This is a genomic window from Amycolatopsis silviterrae (assembly GCF_042684085.1).
GTDB classification, from domain to species: Bacteria; Actinomycetota; Actinomycetes; order Mycobacteriales; family Pseudonocardiaceae; genus Amycolatopsis; species Amycolatopsis silviterrae.
The window spans coordinates 479,543-494,346 of the sequence record NZ_JBHUKS010000027.1 but is presented as its reverse complement, the minus strand read 5'-3'; the positions used below and the strand labels follow the sequence as shown (position 1 = coordinate 494,346).

The following is a 14,804-nucleotide window of genomic DNA, read 5'->3' as shown; positions in this document are numbered from 1 at the left end:
ATACCGAGCCCAGACCCCCGCCGCCTAACCTTCACTTAGCCAGTCCAACTTCCGGGGGCCAGTTCATTCTCTCAGGGTTCCCCTCACGGACGACACACCCAGCTCCCGCCGCCCGCGCAGGCCCGAAGCAAGCCAGCCCGGTCCGTCAGCCGCTTCGGCCTGGGCAGACACGCCTCAGCCGCACCCATAACGCCGCCTCAAGGCCCTGGCATTGGTCCTTTATCCTGTAAGGGGAAAGGGGTCGCCGGTGGTCGTGTTCGCGGGGCAGGGCGACGCCCGCCGTTCGATGGAGCTGCTGTGGCGCGCGGGCGCCGAACCGCGCAGCGCGCCGGGGCCCAAACCCGCGCTGAGCGTGGATCTCATCGTGCGCTCGGCGATCGAACTCGCGGACGCCGAAGGCATGTCCGCGCTGTCGATGCGCGCGGTCGGGGAACGACTCGGGCGCACGGCGATGGCGTTGTACACGTACGTGCCGAGCAAAACCGAGCTGATCGACTTGATGTGCGACCAGGTGTTCGGCGATCTGCGCGACGACCACGACCTGTCCGGCGGCTGGCGTCCCGCTTTGGCTGCGCTGGCCGGCGACCTGTGGGACTTCCATCTGCGGCATCCGTGGCTGCTGCAGGTGTCCTACGCGCGGCCGGTGCTGGGTCCGGGGGAGTTCCGGATGCAGGAAACGGTGCTGCGGGTGCTGTTCGCGACCGGATTGCCCGCCGGTCAGGTGCGACGGCTGGTGGGCGCGCTGCTCAACGTGGTGCGCGGCGCGGTGCAGATCGCCGCCGAATCACAGCTGGCGCTGAAGGAAACCGGACTGTCCGATGAGGACTGGTGGCGGGCGCGGACGTCGGCGCTCGGCGAGCTGGCCCCGGACCTTGCCGAGCGGTACCCGAATGTCGCGCGGTTAGGCGAGGAGAGCGCACCGCCGCCCGCCGCTGGGGTGTCCTATTTGGAGCATGAGGCGCGGCTGAGTTTTGAGGCGGGGGTGGCGGTGCTGGCGGACGGGATCGAGGTGGCGGTCGTGAGTGGCTCGTGAGTGTTTATGCCGGTTAGAACCGGGATTGCCACTCACGACCCCTTGCGCGCCTCAATGAGGTACCGCGTAGTAGTCGCCACGAACGGCCCCTTCTGCATCTCCTCGTGCAGCTCCCGCAACCGCGGCAGGTACTCCTCCACCGTGAACCCCGGCACCATCCAGATCACCTTGCGCAGGAAGTAAATCACCGCGCCGACGTCGTGGAACTCCGTACGCAGCTCCTCGAATCGCAGGTCCACCACCTCAAGCCCGGCCTTCTCCGCCGCCGCCTTCGCGTGGTCCGGATGCCGCCCGTTGCGGACCTCCGGCGGCTGCCGCCCGAGGAAGTACTCGACCAGCTCGAACACGCTCCACGGCCCGACCTGCTGCGACAGATAGCTCCCGCCAGGCTGGAGAACCCGCGCGATCTCGTCCCACCAGACCGTGACCGGATGCCTGCTCACGACCATCTCGAACGTGTTGTCCCGGAACGGAAGCGGCGGCTCGTCAGTGTCCGCGACAACCGTCGCGCCACGCGGTTCGAGCAGTTCGGCGGCCTTGTCGAGATTCGGCGGCCACGATTCGGTGGCGACCGTCAGCGGCGGCAGCACCGGCACGCCCGCCAGCACCTCGCCGCCGCCGGTCTGGATGTCCACAACGGACTGGACGTCCCGCAGCCGTTCGCCGAGCAGCCGCTGATACCCCCAGGACGGCCGCTGTTCGCTGGCCCGCCCGTCCAGCCAGGAGAAATCCCAGCCGGCCACCGACACCGACGCGGCTTCGTCCACGAGTTCGTCGAAGGTACGCATCCGGTGATCGTCACAAATTCGGCGCGGGCGGGCCACTCGATTTCCGCTGCGGCGCCGGTGGCACCGGTTTGGCGGCGACCACCGCGGCCAGCGGGACGACGACCAGGCCGCGTTTGGTCTCGACGGTGCAGGTGTCGGCGTCGCGGGCACGAAGCGGACCGAGGGCGTCGGTGAACCCGCCCTCGATCCGGTACCGCACGACGACCCGCGTGCCCAGCGGGAGCTCCGTCAGCGGAGTCACCGCGACAGGTGCGCGTTCAGTTCGTCGTCGCTCGGTTCCACGAGGTGGCTGCCGTCCGCGAAGACGATGGTCGGGATGCGGCGAGCGCCGTCCTGCAGTTCGCGTACGCGGGCTTCGGCGGCAGCGTCGGCCTCGACGTCCACGTAGTCGTACTCGACGCCCTTCGCGTCCAGGAGCGCGCGGCTGCGTTTGACGTCCGGGCACCAGCTCGCGCCGTAAACGATCGGGTTGCTCATGACACTACCTCCGAGGGGACGACAGCGGATTTGCCTTCGGCCGCACCGGGTTCCGGGTGGCCGAGGAAGGTGAGCCAGTCGCGGAACACGCGGTGCACGGCCTCCGCGCCGACGGGTTCGCCGGGTGCCGGGAATTCTCGCGGATGCAGCAGGAAGCCGCGCTGCTGCGGTCCGCCGAGCGCGCCGTGCGAGCCGACGTGCCGTTCGAACGGCGAGGACTGGTCGGAGTCCGCGTCGTACCGGCTGTTGATCATGATGTCCGCGCAATGCGGGAAACTGTCGACGCGCTGGACCAGCTCGGCGGCGTACGGACCGTAGTCGGCCAGCGGGTCTTCGCCGATCACGACGCCGGTCGCCAGCCGCTTCAGCCCGTCGCGGCCCAGCACCACCGGACCGAATTCGCGGCTGCGGACCAGCAGGAACCCGACGCCGTCGTGGTCGACCAGCGTCGGCAGCAGGTCCGGGTACTCGCGTTCGATCGTCTCCAGTTCGACCCGGCCCTCGTGTTCGGTGAACGACACCATCGCCAGATGCCCGGACACCACGGCGACCACCCCGGGCGCCACGCGCGTGACCTGCCCGGGCGAGCCGGTCGCGGTGCGCGGGCGGTTCTCGGCGCCCTCCGCGCCTTCGACCCGGGCCCGCAGCCTGCGGGCGATCAGGCCGCCGGTCGCGGTCGCCTCGGCGAGTGCCGCGTTGACCTGCCAGCTTTCCGCCTGCCGCCGTTTTCCTTGCTCGGCAACGGGTTCGCCGCCGCAGAGCCGTCCGACGAGCGCTTCCATGGTCTCGCCGAACCGGTCGACGAACGCCTGGCCCTGCGTCTGCCCGTGATCCGACAGCCCGACGATGTGGTACTTCCGCGGCGAAAGCCGTCCGGCGCGGATCAGCCGGGCGAACTGCTGGTCGATCGACCGCAGCACCTCCAGCGTGTCGAACCGTTCGATGCCGGAGTGGTGCGCGACCTCGTCGTAGCCGAGGAAATCGGCGTACACCACGGGCCGTCCGGCGAGCATGTCGCCGATGATCGCGGACACCACGACGTCGCGGGCGATCACCGTCGTGCCCGGCCGGGCGAGCGGGTAGAGCCCGCCGCGCGGGATCCGCGGCAGCACTCCGGCGCGCCGCTGCTTAGCCGCCGCGGACAGCTCCCGGACCACGTCGGCGAGCGCGACGCCGAAGGTCCGCAACACGTTGACGGGGTTGGCGAAGTACGCGCGATACCCAGCGCCGACCCGGTCCCGGCGACGCTTGCGCGGCGTGAGGACCGGCACCGAACTCATGGTGAGGCTGACGTGCGGGGCGTCGCCGGAGAAGAGGTTGCCGTGGCTCGCGCCGTCGATCGACAGCAGGCCCTTCCCGTCGCTGTGCCGCCGCTCGATCTCGGCCGCGTCGGACGGATGCGCGCACGCCATGACGTGGTCGCGATCCTTTTCGTACCAGCGGAAACCGAGGATGTCGTGGTTGGAGCCGTGCAGGATCCCGCAGACGCTCGCGCCGGTCTGCGAACTCCAGTCGGTGTGCCAGCGGGTGAGCGAATGCGTGCCCTCGGACAGCCACGCGGCGAAGGTCGGCATGTCGCCGTCCCGCACCGCGCGGCGGACGGTGTCGTAACCGAGCCCGTCGATCTGCAGGAAGACCACGCCAGGCGGTTGATCGGCGAAATCGGTGCGGTGCTTCGCTTTCCGTCGGCGGCGGGCGGCGCGGCGGAAGAAGATCTCGTCCTCGTCGACCGCCAGCACGCTGGAGATCACCGCGCCGACGGCGGACATCGCGACGGTGATGACGACCGCCGTCGAGAAGCCGTGCAGCTCAACGCCGGGAACGGCCTGCAGGATCGCCAACGCCGCGGCGCTGAGCAGGATGTACGTGCCGACGCCGAGCGTGAAGTACGCGATCGGCCACGCGACCCGAACCACGAGCGGCCACACCACGGAGACGAGCAGTCCGAGGATCAGCGCGCACACCGTCGGCTGCCACCACGACTGCATGGTGAACCCGTCGAGCCACGCGTCGAGCAGCCGCAACGCGCCGGTGACCGCCACCCAGACCAACAGGACCCGCGCGACGACCCGGCCGCCGCGCAGCAACCGGCCCTTCGCCGGAGCAGGTGCCGTCATCGGTGTCCTCCCGTCTGATGGGCCGCCCGTTTCTTGGAGATCAGCGTGGTCAGCACCGTCACGAGCAGCACCAGGACGGTGGCGAGCAGCGTCGCGACGAGCGGCGAGTCGAAGATGCCGCCGCTGAGGATGCCCAGCAGCGAGTACGCCACCGCCCACAGCACGCAGGCCAGGAGTCCGGACGGCAGGAACTTGCGCCACGGGTAGCCGAGGGTGCCCGCGGCCAGCAGCACGGGGATGCGCCCGGCGGGCACGAGACGGCCGATCACCACCAGCTGCCAGCCTCGCCGCGCGAACTGTTCGCGGCCTTTCGCGAGGCGTTCGGCTTGCTGGCGTCGCTCTACGAAGCGCAGCAGCGGCTCGCTGCCGAACCTCGGGACGGCGAAGGTGATCACGTCGCCCAGGTAGGCACCGGCTACGGCCAGCAGGATGACCAGCGGAAGCGACAGATGGTCGGTGGTCATCGCGACTGCGGCGGCCGCGCCGACGAGCGCGCCGGTCGGGACGATGGGGATGACGGAGCCGAGCAGCACTCCGCCGAACAGCGCCGGGTAGCCGATCGCCGACGGGTCGGTCCAGTTCACCCGCGCTCCTCGCGGGTGGGGAGCAGGACGTCGGAGCCGGGTCGGGTGTGCAGGACCTCGGTGGCGAGGCCTTTGCAGCGGACATGGTGCGCGAACGTGCGCGGGGGTTCCACGAGGAGCCGGCGCATGCGCGCGGTGCGGTGGATGCCGGGGACGGCGAGGGTGCCCCAGTGGATCGGGACCGCGGCGCGGGCCTGCAGCAGGGCGGCGGCTTCGGCGGCTCGTTCCGGGGTGAGGTGGCCGGGGCCGAGGTTCGGGCCCCAGCCCCAGACGGGGAGGAGGGCCACGTCGACCGGGCCCAGGTCGGCCATGCCGGGGAAGAGGTCGGTGTCGCCTGCCGCGTAGACGCGGGCGCTGTCTCCCTCGATGAGGTGGCCCAGGGCGGGGCTTTGCGGGCCGTGGGTGAGGCGGGGTCCCCAGCGGTGGCCGGAGTGGATCGCCTCGGTGGCGGTGATGGTGAGGTCGCCGGTGGTGATGGATTGGCCTGGGGCGATTTCTTCTACGGCGGTGAAGCCGTGGTTGGTGAGCCAGCGGCCGGCGCCTTGGGGGACGACGATCCGGGTGTTTTTGCCTAGGAGGTTGAGGGAGGGGAGGTGGAGGTGGTCGCCGTGGAGGTGGGAGATGAGGACGATGTCCACTGCTGACCAGGCGGCTACGTCTGGCTTGGGGACTACTCGGGTCAGGGGGCCGATCCAGCGGGTGAGGACTGGGTCGGTGAGGGCGACCTGGCCGGCCAGTTCCACGCGGGTCGTCGCGTGGCCTAGGTAGTGGAGGTTCAGGCTGGTCACGGGTTCGAGTATTGCTGGATGTTTCGGGGGATGCTCGGTGGAGTGGCGGGGCGCACCCTTGCGGGCGATGTGCTGCTGTGCGGGGTGGCTCGTCGCCTGGCGGCGACATTGCGCCCGGTCCTTCGTGGGGGCACCCCGAAGCCCGATTGTGATGACGGTCTGAGGGTGCTTGTCAAGGCGGGAAAGATGCCTTGACAAGCACCCTCAGACCGCATTTGGGCTTCGTATCGGGGTGCGGGGGTGGTGTGGGTGCCTTGGTGGGTTGGGTGCGTCGGTGGCGGTTCTCGGTGGGGTGGGGCTTGCGCCCCAATGTGGCATTGGGTGCGTCAGATGCAACGAACGCCACATTGGGTGCGTCGCATGCACCCAACGCCACATTGGGGCGCAACAGTGGCGGCGGGCGGCGAAGGTCTGTGAAGGACTCCTTGAGGGAATCTGGGGCCGTGAAGGGGCCCCTCACGGACTCCGGCGGTGGCGGCGGGCCGTGAGGGGAACCCTGGGGGAATCTGGGGCTGTGAAGGTGGCCCTCACGGACCGGTTAGTGCGCGGGGAGGTGCAGGGAAGCGGTGCCTAGGCCGGTGGGGCCGTAGCGGCGGGGGAGGAGGGCGGCTTCGGGCGGGGGTGGTGGGGTGCCGGTGCAGTCTGGGTGCAGCAGGGGGTTTTCGGCGGGGGAGCTGGGCTCGGGCTGGGGGCGGGTGCCTCGGACTCCGACTCGGGCCAGTTCTTCGTCGGTGTATCGCGCGCATTCGTGGTGCCAGTTCACGATGCCGGTCATCATGTTTTTCAGGACGTTCGCGTATTCGGTGAGTGCGTCCTGAGCCTCGGCGTCCAGGTTGTAGTCGGCGAAAAGGCCGGGTAAGCCGACGTCTGCCGCGTGGCGGAATTCAGCCAGTCTCGCTTCGGCTAGGTCGGCGACGATGCGTAGTGCGCGGTCTTGGTCTACGTCCAGGAAGGAGCGGACGACCAGCACCGCGTTGTGGAGTTCGCCTTCGTATTCTATTTCCTTGCGGTACGAGAACAGGTCGTTGACCAGCCAGGAGTAGTCGGCGGCGGAATCCTCCAGCGCTTCGATCGTCCGGTTCCGCTGGACTTCCGGCGGCACGGTGCGGCTGGTCGCGAGGCGGCAGATGCTCGCCACCATGTCGGAGCCGAAGGCTTGACGGCGCATTTCGACGTAGTCGATCGGGTCCGGGATGCGGTTCTGGGCCTGGTTGGCCAGTTCCCACACCCACGCTCCGGTCATGTCCTCGACGGTGCGGCGGAACGTTTTGCGCTCGGCGGGGGTCATCGAAGCGGTGGTGCGTTGCCACAGGTCGGCTAGGCCGGTTTCCAGCGCGGTCAGCGGGGGTGGCGGGGGTGAGCCGTCCGTTGGCATGAAGAGTTTGAGGCGTTCGGTGGTCAGTTTGGCGGCGGGCAGGTCGTGGGCGAAGACCTCGGGGTAGTAGTCGTCGGCGTAGGTGCCCCAGGTGAGCCAGTCGCTGGTGAGGGACAGTTGCTCCGGGGTCGCGTCGGGGCAGATGCCGGCGGCGGCCAGCGGAATGTCTGTCGCGCGGAGCCGGCGTTCGTCCCAGATTGGTTCGGACAGGATGCCGGTCAGTTGCGGCCAATCGGTGAGTTTTTCGTGCTCCGCGGCCAGGTGCGGGTTGAGTCGCAGGGGGAACGGCAAGGGCAGGGCGGGCAGGGTGACGGGGCCGAGTTGTTCGAAGGGCTGGTGCGAGAAGGACCTTGCGCGTTGCGGGGCGGTGGTCGCGACGGAGCGGAAGATCCGGGCGGCGGAGGTGCCCAGGCCGGTTGGCCCGCCGAGCAATTCTGGGCCGCCGCGCGAGTCTAGGGCGCCTTCGTTCATGTAGCGGCTTGAGCGCAGATGCCATTCGTGTCCGCCGGATTGCCAGTCTTGCAGGCCTTTGACGTATGCGAAGGTTTCGGCTCGTCCGACGGGTTCCACGCCGTTTTCCTCGAAGAGGGCGGGGACCTCGGTGACGGCGGTGTGCTCGAACTGGTGCAGCCGTGAGGTGAGCAGGTCGTTGACCGCGTCGGCGGCTTCTTGGGTGGTGCAGCCCAGGAATTTCTCAAAGACCAGAACGCTGTTGGAAAGCTCGCCCTCGTCTTCGACTTCGCGTTGGTAGGAGAACAAATCGTTGCGCAGGTGGACGGCGTCGGCGAAACAGTCGCGCAGGACTTCCATCGGGCGTTTCGCGGCGATTTCGTCCGGGACTTCGGCGTCCAGGGAGTGTTCGATCAGGTTCGCTGACCAGGGGGCACCGCCGACTTTGCGGCGCATCGCGACGTATTCGATCGGGTTCGCGATCCGGCTTTCGTTGATGTTGGCCAGTTCCCACAGGGATTCGTCGAGGAGGTTGCGCGTGCTTTCGCGGAAGCGCCGTCGCCAGCCTGGCGAACGATGGGGGACAGTGCGGTTCCACAGGTCGGTCAAGCCGCGTTCGACCGGGTTTTCCGGGGTTTCGGTGATTTCGCCTTCGGCGGGCATGAAAAGCCCGATCCGGTCGAGGTAGGAGCGGGCGTGCTCGATGTCGCCGGTGCGTTTGAACAACTCGAGGAAATGGTCGTCGAAGTAGAAGACCCAGACGTACCAGTCGGTGACGAGATCGAGTTCGCGCGGGGCGGCGTCGGGGTGGGTGTAGGAGCACAGCAGCGCGTAGTCGTGGGAGTCGAGGTCGTGCTCGTCCCAGATGACGGTGCCGTGCTGGGGCACGTCGATCATGTCCATCGAGTACGCCCACGCCTTGCTGTGCTTCCGCGCACCGTCCAGGTGCGGGTTCAGCCGGGCGGGATACGACAGGTAGAACTCGGGCAGGACGAACGGCTGCACGCGTGCTCCCTCGTCTTCCGTGGGTGCCGACTCCCCGAGGCAAACAGACCGGACCGGCGCCACGGAAGGCCCGCGGCGGCACGCCACTCCCATGATCGCGCCGCATCGCTCATGCGGCCCAGGAGCGGGGCTGTTTTGATGGGCGCTGAGTACTGCCGCGTCGCTCGATGGTGAAGATCGAGACGACGACCGTGACCACGAGGAGCCGAAGATGAGCGAAGAACCCCGGGTGTCCCGAAACGACAGCGAGAACCGTTACGAGGTGTACGCGGACGGGAAACTCGCTGGCTTCGCCGAATTCACCCCGAAGGGCACCGAAACCGTCTTCACCCACACGGAGATCGGCGACGAGTTCGGTGGCCGCGGCCTTGGCAAGGTGCTGGCGAAGGCCGCTCTGGACGACGTCGTGGCGCGTGGCGGCGTGATTGTTCCGGTGTGCCCGTTCATCGCCGGATACCTGCGCAAGAACGAGGGCTACGCCGAGCACGTCCGGTGGCCCGGACAGCACTGACGCAGGTCAGCGGTGCCGTTCGGGGTATTCCAGGTGACCCGAACGGCCCAGCGGTGTCCGATTGGTCGGTATTTTTTGGTTATTAACCAACCTTCGTCGGTTTCGCGTTGGTTGCCGGGCAACAAAAGTGTGGGGCGTCCCACCGGTCGGTTTCAGCCCACCTGGAGGAAGATCCATGACTTCCCGGAAGACGCTCGTCGCGGGATTCACCGCACTGTCGGCCGCGGCCTTGACCGCGGGCATGTGCGTGAACGCCGCCTCGGCAAGCCCGATGGCGTTCGCCCAGATGCAGGCACAGGCGATCACCCAGGCGACGCAGGTCGCCGACACGCTCGGCGCCGGAAACGGCGGCATCTACCTCGAACGCGGCAAGGCGGTGCTGAACGTCACCGACGCCGCGGCGCAGGAGAAGGCCGAGGCCGCGGGCTTCGCGACCAAGCTCGTCAAGCACAGCTTCACCGCCCTCACCGGCGCGAAGAACCAGATGGACTCGGTGAAGAACGTCCCGCAGACCTCGTGGGGCATCGACACCAAGACCAACCAGGTCGTCGTGAAGATCTACGACTCGGCCTCGCAGGCCACGAAGGACAAGGTGGCCGCGGCCGCGGCGAAGCTGGGCGACGCGGCGCGCGTCGAGCACCGCTCGGGCAAGCTGTCCACCTACATCGCGGACGGCGACTCGATCAACAACGGCCAGTTCACCTGCTCGCTCGGCTTCAACGTGACCAAGGGCGGCCAGCCGTTCATGCTGACCGCGGGCCACTGCACGAACGAGGGCGGCACCTGGTCCGGCGGCGACGTCTCCGGAGCCGAGGTCGTGGAAAGCGACTGCCCCGGAGCCGACTCCGGCCTGCTGACCCGCCCGAACGGCACCGGCGAGGGCGCGATCAACAACGGCCAGAAGATCACCAGCGCCGCGGCCCCGACCGTCGGCGAGCAGATCGAGAAGATGGGCCAGACGACCGGCGGCGGCAGCGGCGAGGTCACCTCGGTCGACGAGTCGGTGAACTTCGACGTCGGCGTGCTGAACCACGAATTCGGCACCACCGCCCACACCGACCACGGCGACTCCGGCGGTCCCGCGTACGACGGCGAGAAGGGCCTCGGCACCCTCTCCGGCGGCGACACCCAGACCAGCTACTTCTACCCGCTGACCCTGGAACTGCAGGCCTACGGCCTCGAACTCGCCTGAGGTTCCACCCGCTTCACCGGCCCGCCGTCCCATCCCGGGGCGGCGGGCCTTTTTTGGTCTGGGGCAACGTCCGTGAGGGGAACCTTCACGGACTCTGAGTCCCTCAGGGTTCCCTTCACGGCGCACTCGGCCGCGCAGCCGCTGGGGCAGTTTTGTCGTACCTGTCGGCTAGGGTCAGGTTCATGAAGCCGAATCCGGCACGGAGTCTGTGGACGGCGTTCGAACCCCTGCACGCGGTGGTCTACTTCGCCCCCGAGGCCGCCGCCGCGGCGAAGGAGGTGGGTCTGCGCGGCTGGTGGATGGGCTACTTCGCCGGCCGGGCGGCCCCGCTCGGCCCGATCGGCCCCGAACCCGTCACGTCGATGTTCTTCGGGTTCGCGCCGCGGATGGTCGCCCGGGCACTGCCCGACGCCTGGACCTTCGCCTCGCCGGAAGACGTCCTGCGCACCCGCGTGGAAGCGACCGAAGCGGCGTTGGCGCGGTTGCTCGGGCCGCTCGACCCCGCCGCCGTGGAGGACGTGGAGGAACTGGCCACTCTGCTGGAACAAGCAGCCGCCGGATGCCGATTCGACGGCCGCCCGCTCGCCGCGGCGTGGTCCGCCGTGAAGAGTCCGGACCGTCCGTTGGCCCGGCTATGGCTGGCCACCGCAGTCCTGCGGGAACACCGTGGCGACGGCCACGTCCTAGCCGCGGTCGCCTCCGGACTGACCGGCCTGGAAACCACCCTCACCCACATTGCCACCGGTGCCACCACCCGCGAACAAGTCCAGCGCGCCCGAGGCTGGACCGACGAAGAATGGTCCGCCGCGACAAAACGTCTCACCGACCGAGGCCTCCTCGGCAACGACGGACTAACCCCAGCCGGCACCGAAGTCCGCCGCACCATCGAAGAAACCACCGACCGCCTAGCCGCCGACCCCTTCGAAGCCCTCGGCCCAGCCGGAGTGGACCGAGTGCTCGACCTAGCTGTCCCGCTCAGCCGAAAGATCATCGACAACGGCGGCCTCCCCATCCCCAACCCGATGGGCGCGGAACGCCCCTGAACGCAGCGTGTCGATTCCCCGGCTCCCCATCCGACGCACTGGTGACAGTCACGAGAAGGGAGCCCTGCACATGCTGCTCAACGGCAAAAACGCAGTCGTCTACGGTGCCGGCGGAGGAATCGGCGGCGCGTTCGCCCGGGCGTTCGCGGAGGAAGGCGCCCGCGTCTTCCTGGCCGGACGCACCCGGGACAAGCTGGAACGCGTAGCCAACGAGATCCGCGCCGCCGGCGGCACCGCCGACGTAGCCGTAGTCGACGCACTCGACGAGAAATCCGTCGACGCGCACGCCGACGCCGTAGTCGAAGCCGCGGGCAGCCTCGACATCTCGGCGAACGTCATCGCCCACGGCGACGTCCAGGGAACGCCCATGGTCGAAATGTCGCTGGCGGACTACGAACAACCAGTGATCACCGGTGTCCGCACGAACTTCCTCACCATGCGCGCGGCGGGACGGCACATGAAACGCCAAGGCGGCGGCGTTGTGCTCCTCTTCGGCGGCGACGGCGACCCGGTGCGCAACCACGCGGTCGGCGGCCTCCAGGTGGGGTTCTCCGCCCTCGAAGCCATGCGACGGCAACTCGCCGCGGAACTCGGCCGGTACGGCGTGCGCACCGTGACGCTGCGGACCGGCGGCGTCCCGGAGACGATCTCCGCCGATTTCCCTGGCGCAGAAGCACTTTCAGCGGAACTGGCGGAGCCGACCATGCTCGGCCGCACCGCGACGCTGGCCGACGTCGGCGCGGTCGCGGCGTTCGTCGCGTCCGACCGGGCGCGCACGATGACCGCCGCGACGGTGAACGTCAGCTGCGGGGCGCTGGTCGACTAGCCCGTTTCGACACCAGCGCGGCACCGGCGATCGCGAGAACCGCGAGCACGACGTTCACCGCGATGATCGTGGCAGTGGAGCCGAAACTGCCGACGACGAGTCCGAACGCGACCGACGGCACTCCCATCCCGAGGTAGGCCACGACGAAAAACACCGAGAGAACCCCGGCACGGGAGGCGGGCATCGCGGATTCGGCCGAATGCGAAAGCCCGGTCTTGAACAGCATTCCGGCACCCGCCCCCGTCGCCGCGGCGGCGATCAGGAACAACGCGAGCGAAGGGTTCGCGATGGACACTGCCGTCGCCGCGAGGCCGACGAGGTAGCACAGCGAACCGAGGCCAACGAGCTGCCGCGACCCGAGCCGGCCGAGAACCAGTTGTGCCGCAGCGGAAGCGCCGAACACCGCGAAGGTGGCCATGCCGCCGACGAACACGTCGTGGATCCCGAGATCGTTCCGGATCACCAGCGCGCCGACCGAGGAAAACACCCCGGTGGCCCCGAAAGCGGCGAACCCGAGCAGCGCGGCGCCGGTGAACACCGAGTGCTGGCCGGGGCGGAGGTTCATCCGGGGCGCGACCGTCGGCGGCGCGGCGGCCAGGTCGACGGTTTCCGGCGTCACCAGCACGAACGCGAGGCAGACCAGCACGATCAGGCCGAGCACGACGTACGGCATCCGCAGCGGATCCGGCAGCCATTCCGCGAGCCCGCCGGCGACCACCGGACCGAGCGCGAGACCGCCGAGACTGGCTCCGGCCGCGACGAGCCCCGGCAGCTTCGGCGCCGTGACGTGCGGCCGCGCCTGCCGGTCCAAATCGGCGAGATACGCGGTGGCGCTCGCGGCCATCAGGCCGATGCCGAGGCCGGTCAGGAGCCGTCCGGCGAGCAGCCCGGCCAGGCTGGTCGAGGCGATCAGGACGTAGCTCGCGGCCAGGACCGCGAACAGCGCGGGCGCGATGATCCGCCGCCTGCCGAGCCGGTCGGAGAGATGCCCGAGGAACACCAGGCTCGCCACGATCCCGACGACCATGATCGCGAACGCGACCGTCACCCACAGCGGGCCGAAACGGTCGGCCTGCTGGTAAATCGGCCAGAGCGGCGTCGGCGCGGTGCCGAACGCGCTGAGCGCCGCGTACGCGCAGGCGACCACCCAGAACCCGACGGAATGCGACAGATGCCGTCTCGACGCGGTGGGCGCGGGCAGCGTGGAGTTTTGCATGTATTCCATGGTGATACGGCATTAGTATGCCTGGCAGAGCAATTGCAGATCTCTATTATCTATCCGAGAGATGGTGGGCCGTGGACATCCGGCACCTGCGGCATTTCCTCGCGCTGGCCGAGGAAGGCAGCTTCACCCAGGCGGCGCGCCGGGAGTTCATCGTGCAGTCCGGGATTTCGGCGTCGATCCGAGCGCTGGAAAGCGATCTCGGCGTGCACCTGTACGTCAAGGGCACGCGTCCGCCGCGGCTGACCGCCGAAGGACGCGCGCTGGTTCCCGCCGCCCGCGAAGCGGTGCGCAGTTTCACCGCCGTGTACGACGCGGTCGGACAGGCCAGCAGCCGGCTCACCGGATGGTTGCGGATGGGCGTGTTCAGCCACGTCGAGCACCTCGTCCCGCTGGCCGGGGTGCTGTCGCGGATGGCCGTGCGGCACCCGGACCTCGACGTCACCCTGAGCCAGCTGCCCACCGAGGAAATGCTCCGGCTGCTCAAAGCCGGGCAGCTGGACTGCGCCGTGCTGTCCGCGCCCGAACCTGCCCCGAGAGAACTCGAGGTCACCCCGCTCGCCGTGGAGCCGATCGTGCTGGCCGGAGCGAGCAGTCACCCGCTGGGCCGCGCGTCGTCGGTCAGCGTGCGTGATCTCGCTGATCAGCGGTTCGTCGAGCCGCCGCGGTACTGGGCGGTGCGCACGGATCTGGACCGGCTTTTCCGGGACGCGGGACTGCGCCGCAGGCGAGTGTTCGAGGTCGACGACTGGGGAATCGTGCTCGACCTGGTGGCCGGGGGAGCGGGCCTCGCGTTCGTCCCGCAGGCGGTCGCCGAACAGGGCCGCGAGTCCGGCGTCTGGGCGAAAACCCTGGCCGACGCGACCATCGAGCGCCGCGTCGACTTCGTGCTGCCGCGCGGTCAGGCGGCGACCCCGGCGGCCCGGGTGCTGCGGACCGAACTGGTCGCCGCCGTCTCGGGTTAACCCTTGGCGCGGGCGGAAATCTGCTGCACCGCCCAGCTGTTGCCGTCGGGGTCGGCGAAGTGGACGAACCCGATGTTGTCCAGGTCTTCGAGCGCGCCGGTGCCCGGATCCGGGCCGTAGACCTGAAGCTCGCCGACCTCGACGCCGCGCGCCACCAGCTCCTCGCGGGCCTTCCGCACATCGGCGACGACCAGCTGCAGACCCTTCAGCGACCCCGGCGGCATGTCCGGCACCACGCCCTTGCCCAGGACGATCGAACAGCCCGAGCCCGGCGGGGTCAGCTGCACCAGGCGCTGCCCGGGGCCGGGGCTGACGTCGTGGTCGACGTGGAAGCCGACCTGGTCGGCGTAGAACGCTTTCGCCCGGTCCACGTCGGACACGGGCACGACGACGACCTCGAGAGTCCAGTCCATGCGACGAGTTCTAGC

Annotated in this window: 15 protein-coding genes; 6 read left to right on the top strand and 9 right to left on the bottom strand. The window is 69.2% G+C overall.

The genetic code is table 11. The features are described from left to right. Window positions 1-247 precede the first annotated feature (247 nt). On the top strand, window positions 248-1,033 hold the full coding sequence (locus tag ACFSVL_RS35995) for a TetR/AcrR family transcriptional regulator (RefSeq protein ID WP_378310854.1): 786 nt from the start codon (window positions 248-250) through the stop codon (window positions 1,031-1,033). A 32-nt stretch (window positions 1,034-1,065) separates the two neighbouring features. Here the strand turns inward: ACFSVL_RS35995 and ACFSVL_RS35990 are convergent, their stop codons facing one another. From ACFSVL_RS35990 to ACFSVL_RS35960, 7 genes are all read right to left on the bottom strand, one after another. Beyond that, window positions 1,066-1,821, bottom strand: a complete 756-nt coding sequence (locus ACFSVL_RS35990) for a methyltransferase domain-containing protein (RefSeq protein WP_378310853.1) — start codon at window positions 1,819-1,821, stop codon at window positions 1,066-1,068. Window positions 1,822-1,831: 10 nt separating this feature from the next. Further along, window positions 1,832-2,062, bottom strand: a complete 231-nt coding sequence (locus ACFSVL_RS35985; RefSeq protein ID WP_182892554.1) for a putative acetyltransferase — start codon at window positions 2,060-2,062, stop codon at window positions 1,832-1,834. After that, window positions 2,059-2,298 (bottom strand): glutaredoxin family protein, encoded by a 240-nt coding sequence (locus ACFSVL_RS35980; protein WP_378310851.1) that lies wholly within the window; start codon window positions 2,296-2,298, stop codon window positions 2,059-2,061. Before ACFSVL_RS35980 ends, ACFSVL_RS35985 begins: the two co-directional genes overlap by 4 nt. After that, window positions 2,295-4,415, bottom strand: coding sequence for a phage holin family protein (locus ACFSVL_RS35975; RefSeq protein ID WP_378310849.1), 2,121 nt, complete (start codon window positions 4,413-4,415; stop codon window positions 2,295-2,297). Before ACFSVL_RS35975 ends, ACFSVL_RS35980 begins: the two co-directional genes overlap by 4 nt. Beyond that, window positions 4,412-4,999 carry a DedA family protein gene (locus tag ACFSVL_RS35970; RefSeq protein WP_378310847.1) on the bottom strand — a complete coding sequence of 196 codons (588 nt, stop codon included), beginning with the start codon at window positions 4,997-4,999 and terminating at the stop codon, window positions 4,412-4,414. Before ACFSVL_RS35970 ends, ACFSVL_RS35975 begins: the two co-directional genes overlap by 4 nt. Further along, window positions 4,996-5,787, bottom strand: coding sequence for an MBL fold metallo-hydrolase (locus ACFSVL_RS35965; RefSeq protein ID WP_378310845.1), 792 nt, complete (start codon window positions 5,785-5,787; stop codon window positions 4,996-4,998). Before ACFSVL_RS35965 ends, ACFSVL_RS35970 begins: the two co-directional genes overlap by 4 nt. Before the next feature lie 538 nt (window positions 5,788-6,325). Then, entirely contained in the window at window positions 6,326-8,617 is a 2,292-nt protein-coding gene (locus tag ACFSVL_RS35960) for a terpene synthase family protein (protein WP_378310844.1), read from the bottom strand. Window positions 8,618-8,828: 211 nt separating this feature from the next. Here ACFSVL_RS35960 and ACFSVL_RS35955 point away from each other — a divergent pair, with 211 nt between their 5' ends. The 4 genes from ACFSVL_RS35955 to ACFSVL_RS35940 all read left to right on the top strand — a co-directional run bounded on the left by ACFSVL_RS35955 (window position 8,829) and on the right by ACFSVL_RS35940 (window position 12,189). Beyond that, complete coding sequence (locus ACFSVL_RS35955) at window positions 8,829-9,128, top strand: GNAT family N-acetyltransferase (protein ID WP_378310842.1); 300 nt, start codon at window positions 8,829-8,831, stop codon at window positions 9,126-9,128. Window positions 9,129-9,303: 175 nt separating this feature from the next. Next, window positions 9,304-10,320: a S1 family peptidase gene (locus ACFSVL_RS35950; RefSeq protein WP_378310840.1), complete on the top strand. Its 1,017-nt coding sequence runs from the start codon at window positions 9,304-9,306 to the stop codon at window positions 10,318-10,320. A gap of 182 nt (window positions 10,321-10,502) precedes the next feature. After that, the gene (locus ACFSVL_RS35945; RefSeq protein WP_378310838.1) at window positions 10,503-11,363 is read left to right on the top strand and encodes an SCO6745 family protein; all 861 of its coding nucleotides are present in this window, start codon (window positions 10,503-10,505) and stop codon (window positions 11,361-11,363) included. A gap of 70 nt (window positions 11,364-11,433) precedes the next feature. Continuing rightward, window positions 11,434-12,189, top strand: coding sequence for an SDR family NAD(P)-dependent oxidoreductase (locus ACFSVL_RS35940; protein ID WP_378310836.1), 756 nt, complete (start codon window positions 11,434-11,436; stop codon window positions 12,187-12,189). Here ACFSVL_RS35940 and ACFSVL_RS35935 read toward each other — a convergent pair. Then, window positions 12,164-13,405, bottom strand: a complete 1,242-nt coding sequence (locus ACFSVL_RS35935; RefSeq protein ID WP_378310834.1) for an MFS transporter — start codon at window positions 13,403-13,405, stop codon at window positions 12,164-12,166. The two genes, ACFSVL_RS35940 and ACFSVL_RS35935, sit on opposite strands and share 26 nt — an antisense overlap. Window positions 13,406-13,485: 80 nt before the next feature. Between ACFSVL_RS35935 and ACFSVL_RS35930 the strand changes: the two genes are divergently transcribed. Continuing rightward, a complete protein-coding gene (locus tag ACFSVL_RS35930) occupies window positions 13,486-14,376 on the top strand; it encodes a LysR family transcriptional regulator (RefSeq protein ID WP_378310832.1) in 891 nt (296 codons plus the stop codon). Here ACFSVL_RS35930 and ACFSVL_RS35925 read toward each other — a convergent pair. Beyond that, window positions 14,373-14,789 (bottom strand): VOC family protein, encoded by a 417-nt coding sequence (locus tag ACFSVL_RS35925; RefSeq protein ID WP_378310830.1) that lies wholly within the window; start codon window positions 14,787-14,789, stop codon window positions 14,373-14,375. The two genes, ACFSVL_RS35930 and ACFSVL_RS35925, sit on opposite strands and share 4 nt — an antisense overlap. Between the last annotated feature and the right edge of the window lie 15 nt (window positions 14,790-14,804).

Excerpts from the sequence above, each read along its gene's own strand:
- ACFSVL_RS35935 (WP_378310834.1), bottom strand. The coding sequence starts at position 13,405 with ATGCAAAACTCCACGCTGCCCGCGCCCACCGCGTCGAGACGGCATCTG.
- ACFSVL_RS35945 (WP_378310838.1), top strand. The coding sequence starts at position 10,503 with ATGAAGCCGAATCCGGCACGGAGTCTGTGGACGGCGTTCGAACCCCTG.
- ACFSVL_RS35990 (WP_378310853.1), bottom strand. The coding sequence starts at position 1,821 with ATGCGTACCTTCGACGAACTCGTGGACGAAGCCGCGTCGGTGTCGGTG.
- ACFSVL_RS35975 (WP_378310849.1), bottom strand. The coding sequence starts at position 4,415 with ATGACGGCACCTGCTCCGGCGAAGGGCCGGTTGCTGCGCGGCGGCCGG.
- ACFSVL_RS35940 (WP_378310836.1), top strand. The coding sequence starts at position 11,434 with ATGCTGCTCAACGGCAAAAACGCAGTCGTCTACGGTGCCGGCGGAGGA.
- ACFSVL_RS35925 (WP_378310830.1), bottom strand. The coding sequence starts at position 14,789 with ATGGACTGGACTCTCGAGGTCGTCGTCGTGCCCGTGTCCGACGTGGAC.
- ACFSVL_RS35980 (WP_378310851.1), bottom strand. The coding sequence starts at position 2,298 with ATGAGCAACCCGATCGTTTACGGCGCGAGCTGGTGCCCGGACGTCAAA.
- ACFSVL_RS35950 (WP_378310840.1), top strand. The coding sequence starts at position 9,304 with ATGACTTCCCGGAAGACGCTCGTCGCGGGATTCACCGCACTGTCGGCC.
- ACFSVL_RS35955 (WP_378310842.1), top strand. The coding sequence starts at position 8,829 with ATGAGCGAAGAACCCCGGGTGTCCCGAAACGACAGCGAGAACCGTTAC.